The organism is Jannaschia aquimarina (assembly GCF_000877395.1).
In the GTDB taxonomy this organism is placed as follows: domain Bacteria; phylum Pseudomonadota; class Alphaproteobacteria; order Rhodobacterales; family Rhodobacteraceae; genus Jannaschia; species Jannaschia aquimarina.
In genome coordinates, this window is sequence record NZ_JYFE01000020.1 from 130,348 (window position 1) to 150,512 (window position 20,165).

The window sequence follows — 20,165 nt, forward strand, 5'->3', positions numbered from 1 at the left end:
TCGCCCGATTCCTGCGATCCCGCGATTACGGTGCGCGGGTCGCCGTCAGGGCCACCGCGATATCGACCGTCAGTCCCACGTTGCTGGCATCGGGGTAGGCGGTGCCGACCCCGAAGTCGAGCCGCTCGACCGCCGTGTTGCCGGTGACGGTGGCCGTGTCGCCATCCAGCGTAAGGTCGAAGGGCAGGCGCAGGGGCATCTCGACGCCGCGCAGAGTCAACGTCCCGTCGGCCACGTAGTCAGTGGCCTCACCAGGCTGGATGGTCGCGGCGAAGGTGGCGGTGGGAAAGGCGCCCGCGTCCAGAAACTCCGCCCCCGTGGCCTGCGACGTGACAGAGCCCAGCGTCAGCGAGCCGATGGCGACCGTCACCTCGACCTCGCCGAAGGTGCCGTCATCGCGCGGCGCTTCGTCGAAGGCGATGACGGCGGTCCAGTCCTCGAAAGTCCCCGTCACGGACGCGCCCATCTGAACCACGTCGATCGAGAGCGTGCCCTCCTGCACCACCCAGTCGGACGCGGCCTGTTCGAGCTGTACAGCTGCCGCGGCGGGCGCCTGGTCGGACGTCACGGTCAGCCCCACGCCAAGCGCGGCGCCCCAGACGGCGAGCGCGGCGATGGCGGGCGCCGTGTGGCGGCCCGAGGCGGGGAGTGGGCCCGGATCGCTGCCGCGCCACATCCGGGCGAAGGTGCTGTCCTTGTCGATCACGGCGTGCTTGATCGTGCCGACGATGTGCAGGACCAGCGCGCCGATCAGGACCCATTTGAAGGTGATGTGCAGCGTCGCGAAGGTCGCCGACAGTGCCGGATCCTTTGGGAAGAACGGCAACGACTGGCCAAAGGGCCACCAGATCGGCGCAAATCCTTCGGACGTGGCGTGGTGGATCCAACCGGTCAGCGGCACGAGCACAAGGCTGCCATAGAGGACCCAATGCACGAGGCCAGCCACGAAGGTCTCGGCCCGCCGGTCGGGATGGAGCGGTTGGGGACGCGGCTGGGTGATGGCCCAGACGATCCGCGCCAGCGCGATGAAGAACACGGCCAGTCCCACGGTCTTGTGGGCCGAGAACAATGTCGCCTTCGTCGCCAGCGCGGCATCGGTGTCGTAGGGCCAGTCATAGGCGACGCCGCCCAGCACGGCGGCGGTGGGGATCAGCAGGGCGATCGCCCAGTGGAAGGCGCGTTCGACCCAGCCATAGGTCGTCTCTGTGTTCGTGGCGGACATCCCGGCCTCCGTGCAGCGTCGGGATCAAGGTAGGGCATTCGCCGCGCGCCGTCACCGCGCCCTCGTGCACAGATCCCGTGCATTCGTTGCAGCATCGAACGGGCCGCGCTATCGGGGCGGGACGCATCAGGGAGGTGTTCATGAGCCGCGCATTCGTCTTCCCCGGTCAGGGGGCGCAGACCATCGGCATGGGCCGCGAACTGGCCGAGGCCTATCCGGCGGCGCGCGCCGTCTTCGATGCGGTGGATGCCGCGCTGGGCGAGGATCTGTCGGGCCTGATCTGGTCCGGCGACATCGAGACCCTGACGCTGACCCGAAATGCGCAACCGGCCTTGATGGCGACCTCGATCGCCGCGTTGCGTGCATTGGAGGCCGAGGGCGTGTCCGTGGCGGATCACGCGGCTTTCGTCGCCGGGCACTCGCTGGGCGAGTATTCGGCACTGGTCGCCGCCGGGTCTCTCGCGCTGGAGGATGCCGCCCGCCTGCTTCGGATCCGGGGCGAGGCGATGCAGGCCGCCGTACCGGCCGGCGAAGGGGCGATGGCCGCGATCCTGGGGCTGGATATCGACGCGGTGCGCAGCGTCGCCAAGGACGCCGCCGATGGCGAGGTCTGCGAGGCCGCGAACGACAACGATCCCGCTCAGGTCGTGGTGTCCGGTCACAAGGCGGCCGTCGAGCGCGCCGTCGATCTGGCCAAGGAGCGGGGGGCCAAGCGTGCGGTGATGCTACCGGTCTCGGCCCCGTTCCATTGCGCGCTGATGGAGCCCGCTGCCCGGGCCATGGCCGACGCGCTGGACCATGTCCATCTCGATCCTCCGGCCGTGCCCTTGGTCGCGAATGTGCAGGCCGCCCCTCTGTTGGACGAGGGGACGATCCGCTCGCTTCTGGTGGAACAGGTGACCGGCGCCGTGCGCTGGCGCGAGAGCGTCGCCCGCATGGCCGCCGACGGCGTAACGGAAATCTGGGAGATCGGCGCGGGCAAGGCCCTGTCGGGGATGATCCGGCGTATCGACAAATCCGTCGAGACCCGCGCCATCGGCACGCCCGACGACGTCAAGGCCGCCGCGCAGGCGCTTTAGGAAAGGCTTGGAGATGTTTGATCTGAATGGGAAAGCCGCGCTGGTGACTGGCGCGTCCGGGGGGATCGGCGCGGCCATCGCCCGCACGTTGCATGGCCGGGGTGCCACGGTCGGCCTGTCGGGCACGCGGGAGGAGCCGTTGAAGGCGCTGGCCGAAGAACTGGGCGAGCGGGCGAATGTGCTGCCCTGCAACCTGTCGGATGCGGATGCCGTCAACGCTTTGCCCAAGCAGGCGGCCGAGGCGATGGGCGCCGTGGATATCCTCGTGAACAACGCGGGCGTGACGCGCGACAACCTCTTCATGCGCATGTCCGAAGAGGAATGGGCACAGGTGATCGAGGTCAACCTGACGGCCGCCTTCCGCCTGTCGAAAGGCGTGCTGCGCGGGATGATGAAGGCCCGCTGGGGCCGCATTGTGAACGTGTCCTCCGTCGTCGGCGCCACCGGCAATCCGGGGCAGGGCAACTACGCCGCCTCCAAGGCGGGGCTGGTGGGCATGTCCAAGTCGCTGGCCTACGAGGTCGCGAGCCGGGGCATCACCGTGAACGCCATCGCGCCGGGCTTCATCGCCACCGCCATGACCGACAAGCTGACGGACGACCAGAAATCCAAGATCGACGACCAGATCCCGATGGGCCGGATGGGAACGCCCGAGGAGATCGCCGCCGCCGCGCTGTATCTGGCCAGCGACGAGGCGGCCTATGTCACCGGCGCGGTCCTGCATGTCAACGGCGGGTTGGCGATGGTCTAAGTTATTGGCAACGCGGGTTTATGCTCCGATGCCGCAGCCGCGAAACGGTCCGATCCGCGCCCTTGGATTGCCATTTGCCATCCCGGAGGCGCGTGATATAGGCGCCCCCACACCAAGGAAGGCCCCACGCGGGCGGGAAACGAGGTTTGAGACATGAGCGATATCGAAGATCGCGTCCGCAAGAAGGTGGTCGAGCATCTGGGCGTCGAAGAGGAGAAGGTGACCGAGAACGCCTCCTTCATCGACGATCTGGGCGCCGACTCGCTCGACACGGTCGAGCTGGTCATGGCCTTCGAGGAAGAATTCGGGATCGAGATCCCCGACGATGCCGCCGAGTCGATCCAGACGTTCGGCGACGCCGTCAAGTTCATCAAGGAAAACACCTGATCGCCGCGATGCGATCCGTTTGTTGAACGAGTCGGAGGCGCCCTGCGGGGCGCCTTTTCGCTTATCCGAGGCCTGGTCCCCTGAAATACTTCGCCGACTTCCTGCTGATCCTGTTCGCCGCCGGCGTCGGTCTGTTCGCCTGGTTCGCATTGTCGGTCCACGCGCCGCCGACGCTGATGCGGCTGTTCCAGAGCTTCACGATCCTCGCGCTCGTCGCGTCGCTGCTGCTCTGGATCGTCTCCCGCCCCTGGGCCTGGAGCGGGGTGACCGTGATCGCGCTGCTCCATCTGGGATGGTACCTGACGCTGACGCCCCGCGCCGACCGGGACTGGGCGCCCGATATGGCACGGATCACGACCGGATCGGTCGAGAACGGCATCGCGCGCCTGAGCGATGTGCGCGCCTTCACCTGGGCCGAAGGCGGAGAGGTGAGCGAGGCGATCTGGCGCGACGGCATATACGACCTGTCGCGGATCGAGCGGGTGGACCTGTTGACCTCGAGTTGGGGCCACCCGGACATCGCGCATATCATTGTGACGTTCCATTTCGACGACGGGGGCGATCTGGCCTGGTCCATCGAGGCGCGCCGCGAAGTGGGCGAAAGCTTCAACGGCCCCGGCGGGTTCCTGCGCCAGTTCGAGCTGGCGGTGGTGGCGGCGCCCGAGTCGGACGTGATCGACCTGCGCGTCGAGTCGCGTGGCGAGACTGTGCGCCGGTTCCCCACGACGCTGACGCCGGAACAGGGCGCAATCCTGTTTCGGCGATATATCGAGCTCGGCAATACGCTGGACGCGCGGCCGCGCTTCTACAACATCGTCTTCGGCAACTGCACGACCGTCGCCTGGTCGCTGGCCCATGCGCTGCGGGCGGACCTGCCGTTACATTCGGGTCTCGTTCTCTCCGGGCGCCTGCCGGAATATCTCGATGAGCTGGGCGTGCTGCCCGGCGATGTGCCGATGTCGCAGCGCCGCGAGGAAGGGCTCCTGCGGCCCCGGTCGGAGTAGCAAGCGACCCCACCCGGTGCTAACGCGTCGGACATGAACCTGCGCTCGGTCCGAGATATCAGTTACGCCCATGGCGCGCGCACGCGGCGCGGCCGGGCGATGATCCGTGGTCTGGAGATGCTGGGCGGGCGTCCCGGCCTGTTGCGCCGGGCGCGGGGCTACGATGTGGCCCTGGCGCGGGGCGCGATCTTCTGGGAGGAGATGGCGGCGCGCTACGGACTGCGGCTCGACGTCGTCGGCGGGACGCTGGATGCGATCCCGGCCGAGGGGCCGCTGGTGATCGTGGCGAACCATCCTTTCGGCATTCTGGACGGGCTGGCGCTGTCGCTGGTGCTGTCGCGGCGGCGCGGGGCCTTCAAGGTGATGGCCAACGATATCTTCCTGCAAGCGCCGGAACTGGCCGACGTGGTGCTGCCGGTCTCGTTCGAAGAGACGCGCGCGGCTCGGGCGGCGAACCTCGCGATGCGGCGCGCGGCGCTGGACTGGCTGGGGCGGGGTGGCGCCATGGGCGTCTTTCCCGGCGGCACCGTGTCGACGCCGATGCGCCCGTTCGGAGAGGCGCGCGACCCGGTCTGGCGGGGCTTCACGGCCAAGCTGATCCGGGCCAGTGGCGCGACGGTCGTTCCGGTGCATTTCGACGGGGCCAATTCGCGGCTGTTCCAGTTGGCCAGCCACGTGCACGCGACGCTGAGGCTGGGCCTTCTGATCCGCGAGTTCCGGGCGCGCACGGACGGGCCCGTGCGTCTGTCGGTGGGCGCGCCCATCGGCCCGGACGAAATCGCGGCGCAGGGCGGCACGAAGGCCGACTTGATGGCGTGGCTGCGGTCGCGCACCTATGCGGCGGGCGGGCTGGACGATGCCCCCGGCCTGGATTTCGAGACGGACAGGGTGGGCTGCGGATGAGCGTCGTGACGGAGGCACGCGGATGAGCGTCGGCATCTTCGACAGTGGCCTGGGCGGCCTGACCGTCTGGCGCGGCATCCGGGAGCGGTTGCCGGACCAGCCGCTCCTCTACTACGCGGACACGGCGCATGCGCCCTATGGCACCCGCCCGATGGAGGAGATCCACGACCTGACCGTCGCCGCCGTCACCGCGATGTGGCGCGACGTCGATCTGGTCGTGCTGGCCTGCAATACCGCGTCGGCCGCGGCCCTGCGCCGGATGCAGGAGGCGGGCGTGCCTCAGGGCAAGCGCGTGCTCGGCGTCTTCGTGCCCCTGATCGAGGCGCTGACCGAACGGGGCTGGGGCGACAACTCCCCCCCGCGCGAGGTTGCGGTGCAGCAGGTCGCCCTGTTCGCGACCCCGGCGACAGTGGCCAGCCGGGCCTTCCAGCGCGAACTGGCCTTCCGGGCGGTGGGTGTCGATGTCGAGGCGCAGGCCTGTGCCGGCCTCGTGGACGCGATCGAGGATGGCGACATGGTGCTGGCCGAGGCGATGGTACGGGCCCATGTGGACGCCCTGCGCCGCAAGATGCCGCACCCGCAGGCCGCCGTGCTGGGCTGCACCCACTATCCGCTGGTGGCCGATGCCTTCCAGCGTGAGCTTGGCGCGGATGTGCGGGTGTTGAGTCAGGCGGACATTGTGGCGGCGAGCCTTGCCGACTATCTTGAACGGCGTCCGGAATTCGCCGGCGGCGGTCGCGACGTGATGTGGACCACCGGCGATCCGGCGACCGTGTCCGCCCGCGCGACGCAGTTCCTGCGCCGCCCCCTCAGTTTCGAGGCCGCCCCATGAGAAGCCTGCGCAAGGCCCGCCGCATCCAGATCATCGCCATCGCCGCCGTGGCCCTGGCCGGGTCGGCCGCGCTGATGGGATATGCGTTCCGCGAGGGGATCAACTTCTTCCGCTCGCCCAGCCAGGTGGCCGAGGCGCCGCCGCCGCCCTCGGAGGTGTTCCGCATCGGCGGACTGGTCGAGGAGGGCTCGCTGCTGCGGGGCGAGGGCACCGAGATCGCCTTTCGTGTCACCGATGGCGGCGCGTCGATCCCGGTGACCTATGTCGGCGTCCTGCCCGACCTCTTCGGAGAGGGCGAGGGCATGGTCGGCACCGGCAGCTACGTCGACGGCGTCTTCCGCGCGACCGAGATCCTGGCCCGCCACGACGAGACCTACATGCCCGCCGAAGTGATTGACGCGCTCAAGGAGCAGGGCGTCTATCAGGAGCCCGGCGCCGAGAGCTGACCGCGCGCGGGTTTGCGCGCGTCGACGCTTCGTTAACGCTCCGCCGGCCCGGCAATCTTCCGTTAACCGCTCGGACGCAGCGTCCGCCCCTCATTCATTCGAGAGGGGCATCTCATGCAGAGTGTGCGCAGCATTGCCGAAGAGATCGTGGCCCGCGAGGGCGGCTTCGTGAACGACCCGGACGATCCGGGCGGGGCGACCAATTACGGCGTCACCATCCATACGATGCGGCGTCTGGGGCTGGACCTGGACGGCGATGGCGACGTGGACGTCGCCGATGTGCGCCGCCTCGACCGGGGCCGGGCCACCGACATCTTCGTGGATCACTACTTTCACCGTGTCCGCGTCGATGCGCTGCCCGAGGCGCTGCAGGCCTCGGTCTTCGACATGTACGTCAATGCGGGCGCCAATGCGGTCAAGATCCTGCAACGCCTGCTGGGCGAGATGGGCCATCCCGTTGCGGTGGACGGCGTGATCGGGCCGCAGACGGTGGCCGCCGCCCGCGCCGCGGCCGCAGCAGCGCCCGGCCACATCGCCGACGCATACGGCATCGCACGGCGCAACTACTATTACGCCCTCGCCGACCGGCGTCCCGCAAGCCGCAAATACGCCCGTCGCCGGGATGGCGGGAAAGGCGGCTGGATCGTCCGGGCCGAAGAGTTCATCTCTCCGCGCTACCACCTGTCGGCCGCGCAGCACCGCGCCCGCACGGCGGGGTGGCGGTGATGGGCGTGCTGCAGGGTGTCGGCGGGTTGGCGCGGACGGCCGTCGACGCGGCGCGCGTCTTTCGTGCCGACGCGACGGCGGGGCAGGCGCTGCGCCATCGCGCGCGGCAGGCCGCCCTGGGCCAGATGGAGGCCGAGTTCCGCCGCCCCCATCGCACACGGTTCGATGCGGTGATCGACGGGCTGAACCGGATGCCGCGCCCTGCGCTGGCCTTCGGGACGCTGGGCCTGTTCGTCTACGCCATGGCCGATCCGCGTGGCTTCTCCGAACGAATGGAAGGACTTGCCTATGTGCCCGAGCCGCTCTGGTGGTTGCTGGGGGCCATCGTCGGGTTCTATTTCGGCGCGCGGGAACTGCACTACCTGCGCGCTCCGGCCGAGCCCCGGCCGGAGCCGGTGACCTCGTCCTGGCACCATTCCGACGAGCAGGGCGGGGCGGAGGCCCCTGCCGCATCGGACAACCCCGCCCTCGCGGAATGGCGCGCGGCCACGCAGCCGTGATGCGGCGCCCCGCCGCGCCCCATTGGCGCGGCGGGGCTGGGCGCATATACCGGGGTCATGATCGTAGAACTCGGCCATTTCGCCCTGATCCTCGCCTTCGGTGTCGCCATCGCCCAGACCATCGTTCCGATGGTCGGTGCCCAGAAGGGCTGGGCCGGTTGGATGGCGATGGCGCGGCCCGCCGCCGTGGTGCAGGTGGGTCTGGTCGCGTTCAGCTTCGCGGCGCTGACTTACGCCTTCGTCACGTCAGATTTCTCGCTGCGGCTTGTGGTGCTGAACTCCCATACCGACAAGCCGATGCTCTACAAGGTGACGGGCGTCTGGGGGAATCACGAGGGATCGCTGCTGCTCTGGGTGCTGATCCTCGCGGCGTTCGGCGCGGCGGCGGCGATCTGGGGGCAGGGGCTGCGCGATACGCTGCGCGCCCGCGTGCTGGCGGTTCAGGCCAGCGTCGGCGTCGCCTTCTACGCCTTCATCCTCTTTACTTCGAACCCGTTCACCCGGCTCGAGACGCCGCCATTCAACGGCGAGGATCTGAACCCGCTGCTGCAGGATCCCGGTCTCGCCTTCCATCCGCCGTTTCTCTACCTCGGCTATGTCGGCCTCAGCATGGCGTTCAGCTTCGCCGTCGCCGCCCTGATCGAGGGGCGGGTCGACGCCGCCTGGGGCCGGTGGGTGCGCCCGTGGACGCTGGCGGCCTGGCTTTTCCTGACGGTGGGCATCGCGCTGGGCTCCTGGTGGGCTTATTACGAGCTGGGCTGGGGCGGGTTCTGGTTCTGGGACCCGGTGGAGAATGCCAGCTTCATGCCTTGGCTGATCGCGGCGGCGCTGCTTCACAGCGCGATCGTCGTCGAAAAGCGCGAGGCGCTGAAATCCTGGACGATCCTTTTGGCGATCCTGGCCTTCGGCTTCAGTCTGATCGGCACGTTCATCGTCCGCTCGGGTGTGCTGACCAGCGTGCACGCCTTCGCCAACGACCCGGAGCGGGGGGTCTACATCCTGGGCATCCTCGTGCTCTTCACCGGTGGGGCGCTGGCGCTCTATGCGGTGCGGGCGCCCGCGATGCAGGCCAAGGGCGTGTTCGGCACCGTCAGCCGCGAAAGCGCGCTGGTCGCCAACAATCTGCTGCTGGCCGTGTCCTGCTTCGTCGTCTTCATCGGGACGATCTGGCCTCTGGTGGCCGAGATGGCATTCGACCGAAAGCTGTCGGTCGGCCCGCCCTTCTTCAATGCGGCGTTCACACCATTCGTCATCGCGTTGGCGCTGATCCTGCCGCTGGGCGCCCTGTTGCCGTGGAAGCGGGGGCGCGCCAAGGCGCTGACGCCGCTCTGGCTTGTGGCGGTGCTGGCTCTGGCGGTGACCGGGCTGGTCTGGGCGATGCAGACCGGCCGCTCGCTGGCCGGGCCCTTGGGCGCGGGTCTGGGCGTGTGGTTGGTGGTCGCCTCGCTCGTCGACCTTTTGACGCGTACCGGGCGTGGGCCCTGGGGACAGCGGCTGGGCCGCCTGACGCGCCTGCCCGGTGCCGATTGGGGCAAGGCCCTGGCCCATGGCGGCCTCGGCATCACCATCTTCGGCGTCGCCGCACTGACCGCCTGGGAGCAGGAGGCCATCGAGGTTCTCGACGTAGGCGACAGCCTGACGCTCGGCCGCTACGAGGTCGTGCTGGAGGATGTCAGCCGCGTGCAGGGCCCGAACTACGTCTCGACGCTGGCTCGGATGCATGTCTACGAGGACGGTCGCGATATCGGCGTTTTGCCCGCCGAGAAGCGGGTCTATCCCGTGGCCCGCATGCCCACGACCGAGGCCGGGATCGACAACGGATTCCTCCGCGACGTCTATGCGGTGATCGGCGACCCGCAGCAGGGCGGGGGCTGGGCCGTCCGGGTCTATATCAAGCCCTTCGCCAACTGGATCTGGGGCGGTGCGATCATCATGGCTCTGGGCGGGATGGTCTCGCTGCTGGACCGGCGCTACCGCGTGGGCGTGGCGCAGCGGCGCCGTCCCGTATCCGTTGCCGGGGTGCCGGCGGAATGATCGGGTCGGAAAAGGTGGGCATGGCGATGCCTTACCTGCGGGGTTTCGTGATTGCCTGCGCGCTGGCGGGGGCTGCCGCGGCCGTGCAGCCCGACGAGGTCCTCGATGACCCCGCGTTGGAGGAGCGCGCGCGAGACCTGTCACAGGGCCTCCGCTGCCTCGTCTGCCGCAACGAAAGCATCGACGAGAGCAATGCCACCATCGCCCGTGACCTGCGTCTTTTGGTGCGGGAACGGCTGGTGGCGGGCGACACGGACGCCGAGGTCGTGGAGTTCGTCGTGGATCGCTACGGCGAATACGTCTTGCTGAACCCGCCCGCGACTGGAGGGAACATCATCCTCTGGGCCGCGCCTCTGGCGCTGCTGCTGCTGGGGGCGGGCGTGGCCGTTGCCCACGTCACGCGTCAGAAGGGCGGGGGCGAGGTGCTTTCTGCCGAGGAAGAGGCGCGCTTGGCGGAACTGCTGGAGGAGCGTCGGTAAGAGCGCTTGCTGCGACCGTGACCAGAGCGCGTCGATCTAAAGCGGCGGGGCAGTGCTCGCCAGACGCCTAACGGTCACGCTGAATCGACTTTGCCGTCGCGGTCCGACCCGGTAAGGTAGGGCACGGTCCGCAGACACCGAGACGCCGCCGGGCATCCGCCCACGCTGAACCTGCGCTTCGATCCACGACACGGCTCCGCCGCACCGGGCGGGGAAGGGCGGCCCCCATCCGATCAGCGGCAGGAGAGTACCATGAGGACGGAAATCCCCCTCGACGTGGCCGATATCGGCCGCTTCGCCAAATCCCTGCGCGGGCAGATCGAGACCGACGCGTCACACCAGACGATGCTGAACGCGTTGGCCCGGGCAGCCGGGTGGCGCAACTACCAGCATCTGCGCGCGGCCCATGAAGGCGCCGCACCGGAACCGCCCGCCGACCTGCGTGCCGTCACCCGCGCCGCCGCGCGTTTCGATGCAGACGGTCGCTTCACCGGCTGGCCCGTGAAGCGCTCGCTTCGCACGCTCTGCCTGTGGCCGATCTGGGCGCGCCTGCCGCAGGGGCCGCTGGACGAGCGCGGGATCTCGGCCGCGATCCACGACCTGTGCACCTTTCGTGACGCGGCAGGGATCCGGCGCGAGATGGTGGGCGAGGGCCTGCTGACCCGGAACCGGGATGGCAGCGACTACCGGCGCTTGAACCGGGCGCCGGACCAGACGCAGCGCGCGTTGATCCGCGCCGTCATCGGGCGGGGCCCGTGACGCGTCGTACGGCTTCCCTTGGCCGCGCGGGCTGCTAGGCTCCGCGCGACCGAGGGGAGGCCCAGATGGACTATGAGACGATCCGCGTCCGCGACCGGGACGGTGTCACGACACTGACGCTCGCGCGGCCGAAGGTGATGAACGCGCTGTCGACGCAGATGCGCGCAGAGATCCTGCATGCCGTGCGGGAGGCCGAGCAGACCGCCCGCGTGCTGGTGATGACCGGCGAAGGCAAGGCGTTCTGCTCGGGTCAGGATCTGGGCGACCGCGCGAATGCGGCGGACCTGAACCTCGAACGCGTGTTGCGCGACGAATACGAGCCGATGCTGAAGGCGATCTTCGATTGCCAGATCCCGACCATCGCCGCCGTCAACGGTCCCGCGGCGGGGGCTGGGGCAAATCTGGCCCTGGCCTGCGACGTCGTGATCGCGACCGAATCCGCGGTGTTCCTGCAAGCCTTCACCCGGATCGGTCTGATCCCCGATGCGGGCGGCACGTACTGGCTGCCGCGCCAGATGGGGATGGCCAAGGCGATGGGAGCGGCGCTCTTCGCCGAGCCGATCACGGCCCGGCAGGCCAGTGACTGGGGCATGATCTGGGAGGCGGTGCCGGACGAGGACTTCGTCGCCCATTGGGCAGAGCGGGCGCGCCACCTGGCGACCGGACCGACAGGCGCCTATGCCGCCGTCAAGGAAGCGATCCGGGGCAGCTACGATCACACCCGTGACGAGCAACTGGCCGTCGAGGCGAAATTGCAAGGCAGGTGCGGCAAGAGCCGGGACTTCCAGGAAGGGGTGCTGGCGTTCCTGGAGAAGCGGCCCGCGAAGTTCGAGGGGCGTTGACCGCATTCGCGGCGAAGAGGCCGGGGGGGGCAGCCCCCCGGACCCATGCAGGACATTCGCCGGGATGAAGAGGCCTGCGCCCGGAGGCGGGGCGGGTTGCCCTCTCTTGCGGGGCCGTCGTATCCAGCCGCGAAACGAATGAGGAGCCGCCCATGCGCCGCGTCGTCGTCACCGGTCTCGGAATGGTCACCCCGCTCGCCAGCGGGGTCGAGGCGACGTGGTCGCGTCTGATCGACGGACAGTCCGGTGCGGGGCCCGTCACGCGCTTCGATGCCTCGCATCTGGCGACGAGCTATGCCTGCGAGATCCCGCGCGAGGGCGAGGGCGCCTTCAATCCCGACGACTGGATGGAGCCCAAGGAGGCCCGCAAGGTCGACGAATTCATCCTCTACGGCATGGCCGCCGCGGAGCAGGCCATCACCGATGCGGGCTGGGGCGACGCCAGCGACGCCGAGAAGCTGCGCACGGGGGTCATGATCGGCTCGGGCATCGGCGGGCTGCAGACGATCGCCGACACTTCGATCCTGCTCAAGGAGCGGGGGCCGCGCCGGGTGTCGCCGTTCTTCATTCCGTCCGCGCTGATCAACCTCGCCTCGGGGCAGGTGAGCATCCGGTACGGCTACAAGGGCCCGAACCATTCGGTCGTTACCGCGTGCTCGACCGGGGCCCATGCCATCGGCGATGCGGCGCGCCTGATCGCGCTGGACGATGCGGACGTGATGATCGCCGGCGGCGCCGAGAGCCCGATCTGCGAGATCGGGATCGCGGGCTTCAACGCCTGCAAGGCCCTATCCACTTCTCGCGGGGAGGCGCCCGAGACGGCCTCGCGCCCCTGGGACGCCAATCGGGACGGCTTCGTCATGGGCGAGGGCGCGGGCGTTGTCGTGCTGGAGGAATACGAGCACGCCAAGGCGCGGGGAGCCACGATCTATGCCGAGGTGCGGGGCTACGGCCTTTCGGGCGACGCGCATCACATCACTGCGCCGCCGCCGGACCATGAAGGCGCGGAGCGGGCCATGCGGGCCGCGTTGAAGCGGGCGGGAATGGACGGCAGCGACGTCGATTACGTCAATGCCCACGGGACCTCGACCATGGCCGACACGATCGAGCTGGGCGCGGTCGAGAGGGTGCTGGGGGCCCACGCGGAGGGGACGACGATGTCCTCGACGAAATCCGCCATCGGGCATCTGTTGGGCGCGGCGGGCGCGGTGGAGGCGATCTTCTGCATGCTTGCGATCCGTGACGGGGTGGCGCCTCCGACGCTGAACCTGGATGATCCGGCGCCCGAGGCGGCGGCGACGAAGATCGGCCTTGCGCCGAAGGCCGCCGAGCGGCGGAACATCGACGTGGCGCTGTCGAACTCGTTCGGGTTCGGCGGTACGAATGCCTCGCTCGTGCTGAGCCGGGTGGATTAACTTCAAGGGGCAAGCCTCTGATGTGGAAGCATATTGCGGCGAACGCGCTGACGTTGGGCGTGGTGCTTGTGATCGCCGTCGCGATCGGCGTTCAGATCGGCAAGAGCCGTTGGGTGGCGGAAGGGCCGCTTGCGGAGCCGGTCTTCTTCGAGGTGGAGCGGGGTGCTTCGCTGCGCACCGTCAGCCGTGATCTGGCCGAGGCAGGTGTGATCACATCCGATGCGATCTTCCGGATCGGCGCGGACTACACGGAGCAGGCGGACCTGCTGAAATTCGGGACCTACGAGATCCCGCCGGGGGCGTCGATGCCCGAGGTGCTGGAGATCCTGACCAGCGGCGCGGCGAGCGTGTTCCCCTATTCGGTGACGCTGGTCCTGCGGGCCCAGGGGCCTGAGATCCGGGTTCGCGAGCGGGTGCCCGGAGAGCCGTCGCCGGTCGAGGTGGCGACCTACGTGCCGGGCGTGGATGATGTTCCGGCCGAAGCGACTGCCCTGATCGAACGAGGCGTTCCGATCACCTGGCGCGTCTCGGTCGCGCCCGGCCTGACGTCTTGGGAGGTGGTCGAAGGCTTGAAGGCCGCCGACTTCCTGACCGGCGAGGTCGAGGTGCCGGCGGAAGGCGCGCTGGCGCCCGACACCTACGAGGTGGCCCAGGGATCGGAACGCGGCGCTCTGATCGCTCGGATGGAAGAGGCGCAGGAGCGTATCCTGGCGGAAGCCTGGGCCAACCGTGCGCCCGGCCTGCCCATAGAGACTCCCGAGGAGGCCATGATCCTGGCCTCGATCGTCGAGAAGGAGACCGGCGTCCCGGAAGAGCGCTACACCGTTGCGGGCGTGTTCACGAACCGGCTGGAGCAGGGGATGCGGCTGCAGACGGACCCAACCGTGATCTACGGGATCACGCGGGGGCAGGGCGGCCTTGGCCGGGGCATTCGGGCCAGCGAGCTGCGCCGCGAGACGCCCTACAACACCTATGTCATCGACGGGCTGCCTCCGACGCCCATCGCCAATCCGGGAGCCGAGTCGATCCGGGCGGCTCTGAACCCGGAGGAGACGGATTACGTGTTCTTCGTCGCCGACGGCACCGGGGGCCATGCCTTTGCCGAGACGCTGGCGGAGCATAATGCGAACGTGGACCGCTGGCGCGATATCGAAGCCGAGCGGGCGGCGCAGGAGACCGATGGGGGTTGAGGCAGGGTTCGGGCTCCCCGGGGGCCTGTGCCGTGACCGGGAGGCGATGCGTTGGAGAGATTCGCTGGAGATGGCGCGTGGGTCTTGCCGATTTAATCAAATCTTTCATGGGCTTGAAAGAAATCTCCTCGGTTCGGCGATTTAGGCGTTGACCTGACCGAACGCTCAAAAGGAGGTTCCTCCACAAGCTGGAAGAAATGGGCGAGCGGCCCGGGGGCGACCCCGAGGCCGCTTTCTCTTTTCGCCCGTGCGGGTCGCTATTTCTGCACGGAGATTTTGATGGCGGATCACATTGATGGGTGCCCCACGGACGAGGAAGCCGGGGGTCTGGAGGCGCGTGCGAGCGAAGCTCTCATGCAAATGGAAAGGCTCCGCGTGCGATTGAGCCGCGCGCTGGATGAAGTCGATCGGACCGGGGTCATTGAGGACCCGTTGGGTCTGGCGAAGGGACAGAAGGATCTGGAAGCGGCTTACAAGTCCGCTTTCGAGAGCGAAGGAAGGGCACTCGATGTCAGACGCAAGCGGGATGGCGGTGGAGGTCTCGACCTCGATGCCGCACGTGCGGAGGTCGAAAGCCGCCTCGATCGCTTGCGCGGATGCTTCGGTCAGGAGTGAGTTCCTGGACGGGCTGTCGGAAAATGCCTTGGGTGCATTGCCGTGGCTCTTCGACTTCTGGGCCATGCCGCACCAGTTGCCGCCGGACGGGAAGTGGCGGTCCTGGGTGGTCCTGGGCGGGCGCGGCGCGGGAAAGACCCGCGCCGGAGCCGAATGGGTTCGCGCACAGGTCGAGGGGGCACGCCCCCTCGATCCGGGCAAGTGCCGGAGGGTCGCGCTGCTGGGCGAGACCTACGACCAGGCGGCGCGGGTGATGGTGCACGGGGAGAGCGGGCTCTTGGCCTGCTCTCCTCCGGACCGGCGACCGGTCTGGAAAGCGACGACCCGGACGCTGGTCTGGCCCAACGGGGCCGAGGCGCAGGTCTTCAGCGCGTCGGATCCGGAGGCGCTGCGTGGGCCGCAATTCGATGCGGCCTGGGCGGATGAGTTGGCCAAGTGGAAGACTCCCGGGGCGGCCTGGGACATGTTGCAATTTGCGCTGCGGACCGGAGACGATCCCCGCGCCGTGGTGACGACGACGCCCCGGGCCGAGCCCGAGGTCAAGGCGCTGCTGGCGCGGAACTCGACCGTCGTCACGCACGCGCCGACGGAAGCGAACCGGGCGAACCTCGCCGTGTCGTTCCTGGAGGAAGTCCGGGAGCGCTATGCCGGAACACGGCTGGGCCGGCAGGAGCTGGATGGCGTGATGCTGGAGGACGTGGAGGGCGCGCTCTGGACGTCCGCGCAACTGGAAGCATGCCGGGGCGAGGCGCCGGGCCGGTTCGACCGGGTGGTGATCGGGTTGGATCCGGCCGTGAGCGCAGGCGCGGCATCGGACGAGACCGGCATCGTCGTCGTCGGCGTCCGGGGGATGGAGGCCTGGGTTCTGGCCGACCGTTCGGTGGGCGCAGCGACACCGGTGCAGTGGGCTGAAGCGGTCGCGCGCGCCGTGGACGATTTCGACGCCGACCGCGTGGTCGCCGAGGCCAACCAGGGCGGCGACATGATCGAGGCGGTGCTGCGGCAGGTGGCGCCCACCGTGCCCTACCGGAAGGTCAGCGCGCGCCACGCCAAGGGCGCGCGGGCCGAGCCGGTCGCCGCGCTCTACGAGCAGGGACGGGTGCGGCACGGCCGGGGGCTGGATCTGCTGGAAGACCAGATGTGCGCCATGAGTGTGCGGGGCTGGCGCGGCCGGGGCAGCCCCGACCGGGTCGATGCGCTGGTCTGGGCGCTTTGGGCCGCGGTGATCGAACCGGCCGGTCGGGCCGGGCCGGCGATCCGGCAGCTGTGACACGGGGCTCTTCGGGGCCCTTTTCATTCGGGACGAAAGGAACGGGCATGTTCGGATTTGGCAGGAAGGCCGAGGCGCCGGTCGAGGCGAAGGCCAGCGCGGCCGGTCGCGTCGCGGCCTGGGGCGCGGTCGGGCGCAATGTTTGGTCGCCGCGTGACGGGGCGTCGCTGGTCAAGAACGGCTATGGCGGCAATCCTGTCGGCTTTCGTTGCGTCCGGTTGATCGCCGAGGCGGCTGCCGCGGTCCCGCTGGCCGTCCATGGGCCGGACGGGCGGTTGGCGGTGCATCCGCTGTTGGACCTGATCGCCCGCCCGAATGCGGCGCAGGGCGGCGCGGCGTTCCGCGAAGCGCTTTATGGCCAATTGCTTCTGACCGGAGATGCCTATGTCGAAGGCGTCGGCGTGGGGCTGCCGGCCGAGTTGCACGTGCTGCGATCGGACCGGATGAGCGTCGTACCCGGCGCGGACGGTTGGCCGGTCGCTTACGATTACAGCGTCGGCGGGCGGAAGCACCGGTTCCATGTGGGCGAGATCAGCCCGGTCTGCCATGTCCGGGCCTTCCATCCGACGGACGACCATTACGGGATGTCTCCGCTGGCTGCGGCCGCAGGGGCTGTGGACGTACACAACGCCGCCTCGCGCTGGTCAAAGGCCCTGCTGGACAACGCGGCGCGGCCTTCGGGGGCAGTGATCAATACCGGCGAGGCTTTGTCGAACGAACAGTTCGATCGCCTGTCGGTAGAGCTGGAACAGCACCATCAGGGCGCACGAAATGCGGGTCGTCCGATGCTGCTGGATGGCGGACTGGACTGGAAGCCGATGGGGTTTAGCCCCTCCGACATGGAGTTCCAGAAGACCAAGGAAGCCGCCGCGCGCGAGATCGCCATGGCCTTCGGCGTGCCGCCGATGATGCTGGGCGTACCCGGAGACGCGACCTATGCGAACTACGCCGAGGCGAACCGCGCCTTCTATCGCCTGACGGTGCTGCCGCTCGTCGGCCGGGTCTGCGAAGCGCTGGCGGGCTGGCTGTCGGTCCATGGCGGAGAGGCGGTGAGCCTCGCGGCGGACAAGGACGGCATTCCCGCGCTCCAGGCGGAACGGGACGGCGAATGGCGCCGGGTCGCCGAGGCCACTTTCCTGACGGATGCGGAAAAGCGGTCGATGCTGGGGCTGCCGCCCCTGGCCGAATGAGCGGGGCCGCAAAGGTCGGCGGGTCGAGGTTCCTCTACGCGCCGTTCCAGGACACCGAGGCCGCCTTTGTCCGGCTGGAGGCGCGGATCGCTGGCGTCGAGGCCTGCATCCGCAACCTCGAGACCGAGAAGGCGGTCAACGAGGAGAAGCAGCTCCGCCTGGAGGGCCGGTTCAACGGAATCGACAAGCGGCTGGACCGGATCGACGGGCTGATCTCGCGGCTGGTCTGGCTGGTCGTCGCGGGGATCGTCGGCGGGTTCATGTCTTCGATGCTGCGGGGAGAGTTGTTCGGTGGCTAGGACGGGCTGGATCACACGCGCCTCGGTGACGGTGGCGTTCAGCATGGCATTGACGCCTGCGGTCTTTGCGCTGGGGCCGAAAGTGGAGCGCGCCTTCTTTCCTGTGGTCGAGGGCGCCGAGCTTCTCGCCCCGGAACGTCTGGGACCGGATTACCGGTTCCGGCTCAGGTTCCGGAAGCTGCGGCAGTGCGAGTTCCTCGGCCTGTCCTGGTTCGATGGTGAACGCAGGCTGACGCTGGAACCGGAGCGTGTCGACCGGAGCCTGCCCGATGGCCGGACCCTGCCGACGGGGGACCGCCAGGTCGGGCCCTTTCGGGTCCGCGAGCGGGACGGCCTGACGGGGACCCGGGCCTTCACGCTGCACCGGTGTCACCCGCTCTGGGTGACGATCACGGATTTCTGGAGGGGCTGACGCGCGCGTCACCCGAGCAAGGAGCCTAACATGGGATTGCTACACAAGTTCGCAACCGCCGAAGGGCGGGTGCGGCTGGAGGACGGCTGCGTCATCGCCGGCTACGCCTCGTGGTTCGGCGTCGAGGACACGGGCCGCGACATCGTCGAGCCGGGTGCCTATTGCGACAGTCTCGCGCGGCTGTCGGCCGAGGGACGGCGGGTCAAGATGCTTTGGCAGCACGATCCAGCCCAAGTCATCGGCGTCTGGGACGAGGTCCGCGAGGATGCCCGCGGCCTGTTCGTGAAGGGCCGTCTGCTGACCAGCGTGCCGCGCGGCATGGAAGCCGCTTCGCTGGTCGAAGCGGGCGCCATGGACGGGTTGTCGATCGGCTACACGATCAAACGCGCGACGCGCGACGAACAGGGGCGCAGGCGCCTCAAGGAGCTGGAGCTTTGGGAAGTGTCGCTGGTGACGTTCCCGATGCTGCCCAGCGCGCGGGTAGGGGCCAAGGCCGACCGCTCGCGCGAATTGGCGGGGGTGCTTCGCGCCGCCGCCCGTGAACTGGCGGGTCAGTGACGCGCCCCCACCCAAGACGGAGATCGGCATGACCGACGACGGCATCGGCGAAGTCGCCGAGGCGCTGACGGGGCTCGTCAGCGAGATGAAGGGCTTCCGAGAGAAGATCGAGGACCGGATGAGCAAACATGAGGAGCGCACGCGCATGACCCAGACCCTGAGCCGCACCCCGCTGCAGGCGAACGAAATCGACGCCCCCCACCAGAAGGCGATGGATGCCTATCTGCGTTCGGGCGACGATGATGGCCTTCGCGGGCTGAGCCTCGAAGGCAAGTCCATGAACACGGCAGTCTCTGCCGAAGGCGGCTATCTCGTCGACCCCCAGACCTCGGAGACCGTTCAGTCGGTTCTCATGTCCACGGCCTCGATCCGCTCGGTGGCGAAGGTCGTGAATGTCGAGGCGACCTCCTACGACGTGCTGGTCGATCGCGGCGATCTTGAATCCGGCTGGGCGTCGGAGACGGGAACCATCGCCGAGACGGACACGTCGCAATTCGACCGCATCTCCATTCCGCTGCACGAGCTGTCGGCCCTGCCCAAGGCGTCGCAGCGGCTGCTGGACGACGCGGCCTTCGACGTCGAAACCTGGCTTGCAGAGCGTATCGCGGACAAGTTCGCCCGCGCCGAAGCCAAGGCTTTCGTCAACGGTGATGGAGCGGACAAGCCTCGGGGCTTCCTGACCTATCCCGCCGTCGCGGAATCGAGCTGGGGCTGGGGCAATCTGGGCTATGTCGCCACCGGTGCGCCGGACGACTTCGACGCGAACGATCCGGCGGATGCGATCGTCGATCTGGTCTACTCGCTGGGCGCTCGCTACCGCGCCAACGCCTCGTTCGTGATGAACTCGAAGACGGCCGGGGCCGTCCGCAAGATGAAGGATGCCGATGGCCGCTTCCTGTGGTCGGACAGCCTGGCCGCCGGTCAGCCGGCGCAGCTGATGGGCTATCCGGTCCTGATCTCGGAGGACATGCCCGACATCGGTGCCGACGCCCTTGCGATCGCCTTCGGCGATTTCGGTGCCGGCTATACCATCGCCGAGCGCCCCGACCTGCGGGTCCTTCGCGATCCCTTCAGCGCCAAGCCGCACGTCCTGTTCTACGCGACGAAGCGCGTGGGCGGCGACGTGACCGACTTCGCGGCGATCAAGCTGCTGAAGTTCGCGAACGCCTGATCGTGATCCCCCGGTGCGGTCGGTCCGCGCCGGGGACGACGGGGCCGGACGTCTTCCGGCTGGGATCCGCAGGGGCGGCGT

At 68.8% G+C, this 20,165-nt stretch carries 23 protein-coding genes; 22 read left to right on the plus strand and 1 reads right to left on the minus strand.

Annotated features, from left to right (window positions below; translation table 11 throughout):
• Window positions 1–25 precede the first annotated feature (25 nt).
• Window positions 26–1,222: a cytochrome b/b6 domain-containing protein gene (locus jaqu_RS04965; RefSeq protein WP_043917835.1), complete on the minus strand. Its 1,197-nt coding sequence runs from the start codon at window positions 1,220–1,222 to the stop codon at window positions 26–28.
• A gap of 140 nt (window positions 1,223–1,362) precedes the next feature.
• On the opposite strand from jaqu_RS04965, the gene fabD reads away from it, so the two are divergent.
• The 22 genes from fabD (at window position 1,363) to jaqu_RS05075 (ending at window position 20,084) form a co-directional block, all read left to right on the plus strand.
• Window positions 1,363–2,301 (plus strand): ACP S-malonyltransferase, encoded by a 939-nt coding sequence (gene fabD, locus jaqu_RS04970; RefSeq protein ID WP_043917836.1) that lies wholly within the window; start codon window positions 1,363–1,365, stop codon window positions 2,299–2,301.
• Window positions 2,302–2,314: 13 nt separating this feature from the next.
• A complete protein-coding gene (fabG, locus tag jaqu_RS04975) occupies window positions 2,315–3,052 on the plus strand; it encodes a 3-oxoacyl-ACP reductase FabG (protein WP_043917837.1) in 738 nt (245 codons plus the stop codon).
• A gap of 153 nt (window positions 3,053–3,205) precedes the next feature.
• A complete protein-coding gene (locus jaqu_RS04980; RefSeq protein WP_043917838.1) occupies window positions 3,206–3,439 on the plus strand; it encodes an acyl carrier protein in 234 nt (77 codons plus the stop codon).
• Between the two features lie 176 nt (window positions 3,440–3,615).
• Window positions 3,616–4,443, plus strand: coding sequence for an Lnb N-terminal periplasmic domain-containing protein (locus jaqu_RS04985; RefSeq protein WP_084629414.1), 828 nt, complete (start codon window positions 3,616–3,618; stop codon window positions 4,441–4,443).
• 33 nt (window positions 4,444–4,476) lie between these two features.
• Window positions 4,477–5,346, plus strand: coding sequence for a lysophospholipid acyltransferase family protein (locus jaqu_RS04990; protein WP_043917840.1), 870 nt, complete (start codon window positions 4,477–4,479; stop codon window positions 5,344–5,346).
• A 22-nt stretch (window positions 5,347–5,368) separates the two neighbouring features.
• Window positions 5,369–6,178, plus strand: a complete 810-nt coding sequence (murI, locus tag jaqu_RS04995) for a glutamate racemase (RefSeq protein ID WP_043917841.1) — start codon at window positions 5,369–5,371, stop codon at window positions 6,176–6,178.
• Complete coding sequence (gene ccmE / locus jaqu_RS05000; protein ID WP_043917842.1) at window positions 6,175–6,624, plus strand: cytochrome c maturation protein CcmE; 450 nt, start codon at window positions 6,175–6,177, stop codon at window positions 6,622–6,624. Before murI ends, ccmE begins: the two co-directional genes overlap by 4 nt.
• Window positions 6,625–6,738: 114 nt before the next feature.
• A complete protein-coding gene (locus jaqu_RS05005; RefSeq protein WP_043917843.1) occupies window positions 6,739–7,350 on the plus strand; it encodes a holin-associated N-acetylmuramidase in 612 nt (203 codons plus the stop codon).
• Window positions 7,350–7,850 carry a holin family protein gene (locus jaqu_RS05010; protein WP_052500780.1) on the plus strand — a complete coding sequence of 167 codons (501 nt, stop codon included), beginning with the start codon at window positions 7,350–7,352 and terminating at the stop codon, window positions 7,848–7,850. Before jaqu_RS05005 ends, jaqu_RS05010 begins: the two co-directional genes overlap by 1 nt.
• 57 nt (window positions 7,851–7,907) lie before the next feature.
• Window positions 7,908–9,884 carry a heme lyase CcmF/NrfE family subunit gene (locus tag jaqu_RS05015; RefSeq protein ID WP_043917845.1) on the plus strand — a complete coding sequence of 659 codons (1,977 nt, stop codon included), beginning with the start codon at window positions 7,908–7,910 and terminating at the stop codon, window positions 9,882–9,884.
• 26 nt (window positions 9,885–9,910) lie between these two features.
• Window positions 9,911–10,363: a cytochrome c-type biogenesis protein gene (locus jaqu_RS05020; RefSeq protein ID WP_089268400.1), complete on the plus strand. Its 453-nt coding sequence runs from the start codon at window positions 9,911–9,913 to the stop codon at window positions 10,361–10,363.
• A gap of 252 nt (window positions 10,364–10,615) precedes the next feature.
• Window positions 10,616–11,122 carry a DUF2087 domain-containing protein gene (locus jaqu_RS05025; RefSeq protein WP_043917846.1) on the plus strand — a complete coding sequence of 169 codons (507 nt, stop codon included), beginning with the start codon at window positions 10,616–10,618 and terminating at the stop codon, window positions 11,120–11,122.
• Between the two features lie 65 nt (window positions 11,123–11,187).
• On the plus strand, window positions 11,188–11,964 hold the full coding sequence (locus tag jaqu_RS05030) for an enoyl-CoA hydratase-related protein (RefSeq protein ID WP_043917847.1): 777 nt from the start codon (window positions 11,188–11,190) through the stop codon (window positions 11,962–11,964).
• 152 nt (window positions 11,965–12,116) lie between these two features.
• Complete coding sequence (fabF, locus tag jaqu_RS05035; protein ID WP_043917848.1) at window positions 12,117–13,379, plus strand: beta-ketoacyl-ACP synthase II; 1,263 nt, start codon at window positions 12,117–12,119, stop codon at window positions 13,377–13,379.
• Between the two features lie 20 nt (window positions 13,380–13,399).
• A complete protein-coding gene (mltG, locus tag jaqu_RS05040) occupies window positions 13,400–14,569 on the plus strand; it encodes an endolytic transglycosylase MltG (protein WP_043917849.1) in 1,170 nt (389 codons plus the stop codon).
• Window positions 14,570–14,848: 279 nt separating this feature from the next.
• Entirely contained in the window at window positions 14,849–15,184 is a 336-nt protein-coding gene (locus jaqu_RS05045; protein WP_043917850.1) for a hypothetical protein, read from the plus strand.
• On the plus strand, window positions 15,096–16,454 hold the full coding sequence (locus jaqu_RS05050) for a DNA-packaging protein (RefSeq protein ID WP_084629417.1): 1,359 nt from the start codon (window positions 15,096–15,098) through the stop codon (window positions 16,452–16,454). The genes jaqu_RS05045 and jaqu_RS05050 overlap by 89 nt, the downstream gene beginning before the upstream one ends.
• 47 nt (window positions 16,455–16,501) lie before the next feature.
• Complete coding sequence (locus jaqu_RS05055) at window positions 16,502–17,644, plus strand: phage portal protein (protein WP_043917851.1); 1,143 nt, start codon at window positions 16,502–16,504, stop codon at window positions 17,642–17,644.
• Complete coding sequence (locus tag jaqu_RS05060) at window positions 17,641–17,943, plus strand: hypothetical protein (protein ID WP_052500781.1); 303 nt, start codon at window positions 17,641–17,643, stop codon at window positions 17,941–17,943. Before jaqu_RS05055 ends, jaqu_RS05060 begins: the two co-directional genes overlap by 4 nt.
• Window positions 17,936–18,355, plus strand: coding sequence for a hypothetical protein (locus jaqu_RS05065; RefSeq protein ID WP_043917852.1), 420 nt, complete (start codon window positions 17,936–17,938; stop codon window positions 18,353–18,355). Before jaqu_RS05060 ends, jaqu_RS05065 begins: the two co-directional genes overlap by 8 nt.
• 30 nt (window positions 18,356–18,385) lie before the next feature.
• Window positions 18,386–18,913, plus strand: a complete 528-nt coding sequence (locus jaqu_RS05070; RefSeq protein WP_043917853.1) for an HK97 family phage prohead protease — start codon at window positions 18,386–18,388, stop codon at window positions 18,911–18,913.
• A 28-nt stretch (window positions 18,914–18,941) separates the two neighbouring features.
• Complete coding sequence (locus jaqu_RS05075; RefSeq protein ID WP_043917854.1) at window positions 18,942–20,084, plus strand: phage major capsid protein; 1,143 nt, start codon at window positions 18,942–18,944, stop codon at window positions 20,082–20,084.
• Window positions 20,085–20,165 lie beyond the last annotated feature (81 nt).

What these genes read in the sequence shown, in the direction of transcription:
- jaqu_RS05015 (WP_043917845.1), top strand. Translation starts at nt 7,908, where the DNA reads ATGATCGTAGAACTCGGCCATTTCGCCCTGATCCTCGCCTTCGGTGTC.
- jaqu_RS05005 (WP_043917843.1), top strand. Translation starts at nt 6,739, where the DNA reads ATGCAGAGTGTGCGCAGCATTGCCGAAGAGATCGTGGCCCGCGAGGGC.
- fabF (WP_043917848.1), top strand. Translation starts at nt 12,117, where the DNA reads ATGCGCCGCGTCGTCGTCACCGGTCTCGGAATGGTCACCCCGCTCGCC.
- jaqu_RS04965 (WP_043917835.1), bottom strand. Translation starts at nt 1,222, where the DNA reads ATGTCCGCCACGAACACAGAGACGACCTATGGCTGGGTCGAACGCGCC.
- jaqu_RS05070 (WP_043917853.1), top strand. Translation starts at nt 18,386, where the DNA reads ATGGGATTGCTACACAAGTTCGCAACCGCCGAAGGGCGGGTGCGGCTG.
- jaqu_RS05030 (WP_043917847.1), top strand. Translation starts at nt 11,188, where the DNA reads ATGGACTATGAGACGATCCGCGTCCGCGACCGGGACGGTGTCACGACA.
- murI (WP_043917841.1), top strand. Translation starts at nt 5,369, where the DNA reads ATGAGCGTCGGCATCTTCGACAGTGGCCTGGGCGGCCTGACCGTCTGG.
- jaqu_RS05075 (WP_043917854.1), top strand. Translation starts at nt 18,942, where the DNA reads ATGACCGACGACGGCATCGGCGAAGTCGCCGAGGCGCTGACGGGGCTC.
- jaqu_RS04990 (WP_043917840.1), top strand. Translation starts at nt 4,477, where the DNA reads ATGAACCTGCGCTCGGTCCGAGATATCAGTTACGCCCATGGCGCGCGC.
- jaqu_RS05010 (WP_052500780.1), top strand. Translation starts at nt 7,350, where the DNA reads ATGGGCGTGCTGCAGGGTGTCGGCGGGTTGGCGCGGACGGCCGTCGAC.
- fabG (WP_043917837.1), top strand. Translation starts at nt 2,315, where the DNA reads ATGTTTGATCTGAATGGGAAAGCCGCGCTGGTGACTGGCGCGTCCGGG.
- jaqu_RS04985 (WP_084629414.1), top strand. Translation starts at nt 3,616, where the DNA reads ATGCGGCTGTTCCAGAGCTTCACGATCCTCGCGCTCGTCGCGTCGCTG.
- fabD (WP_043917836.1), top strand. Translation starts at nt 1,363, where the DNA reads ATGAGCCGCGCATTCGTCTTCCCCGGTCAGGGGGCGCAGACCATCGGC.
- jaqu_RS05020 (WP_089268400.1), top strand. Translation starts at nt 9,911, where the DNA reads ATGCCTTACCTGCGGGGTTTCGTGATTGCCTGCGCGCTGGCGGGGGCT.
- ccmE (WP_043917842.1), top strand. Translation starts at nt 6,175, where the DNA reads ATGAGAAGCCTGCGCAAGGCCCGCCGCATCCAGATCATCGCCATCGCC.
- jaqu_RS05050 (WP_084629417.1), top strand. Translation starts at nt 15,096, where the DNA reads ATGGCGGTGGAGGTCTCGACCTCGATGCCGCACGTGCGGAGGTCGAAA.
- jaqu_RS05025 (WP_043917846.1), top strand. Translation starts at nt 10,616, where the DNA reads ATGAGGACGGAAATCCCCCTCGACGTGGCCGATATCGGCCGCTTCGCC.
- jaqu_RS05060 (WP_052500781.1), top strand. Translation starts at nt 17,641, where the DNA reads ATGAGCGGGGCCGCAAAGGTCGGCGGGTCGAGGTTCCTCTACGCGCCG.
- jaqu_RS05045 (WP_043917850.1), top strand. Translation starts at nt 14,849, where the DNA reads ATGGCGGATCACATTGATGGGTGCCCCACGGACGAGGAAGCCGGGGGT.
- jaqu_RS05055 (WP_043917851.1), top strand. Translation starts at nt 16,502, where the DNA reads ATGTTCGGATTTGGCAGGAAGGCCGAGGCGCCGGTCGAGGCGAAGGCC.
- jaqu_RS04980 (WP_043917838.1), top strand. Translation starts at nt 3,206, where the DNA reads ATGAGCGATATCGAAGATCGCGTCCGCAAGAAGGTGGTCGAGCATCTG.
- mltG (WP_043917849.1), top strand. Translation starts at nt 13,400, where the DNA reads ATGTGGAAGCATATTGCGGCGAACGCGCTGACGTTGGGCGTGGTGCTT.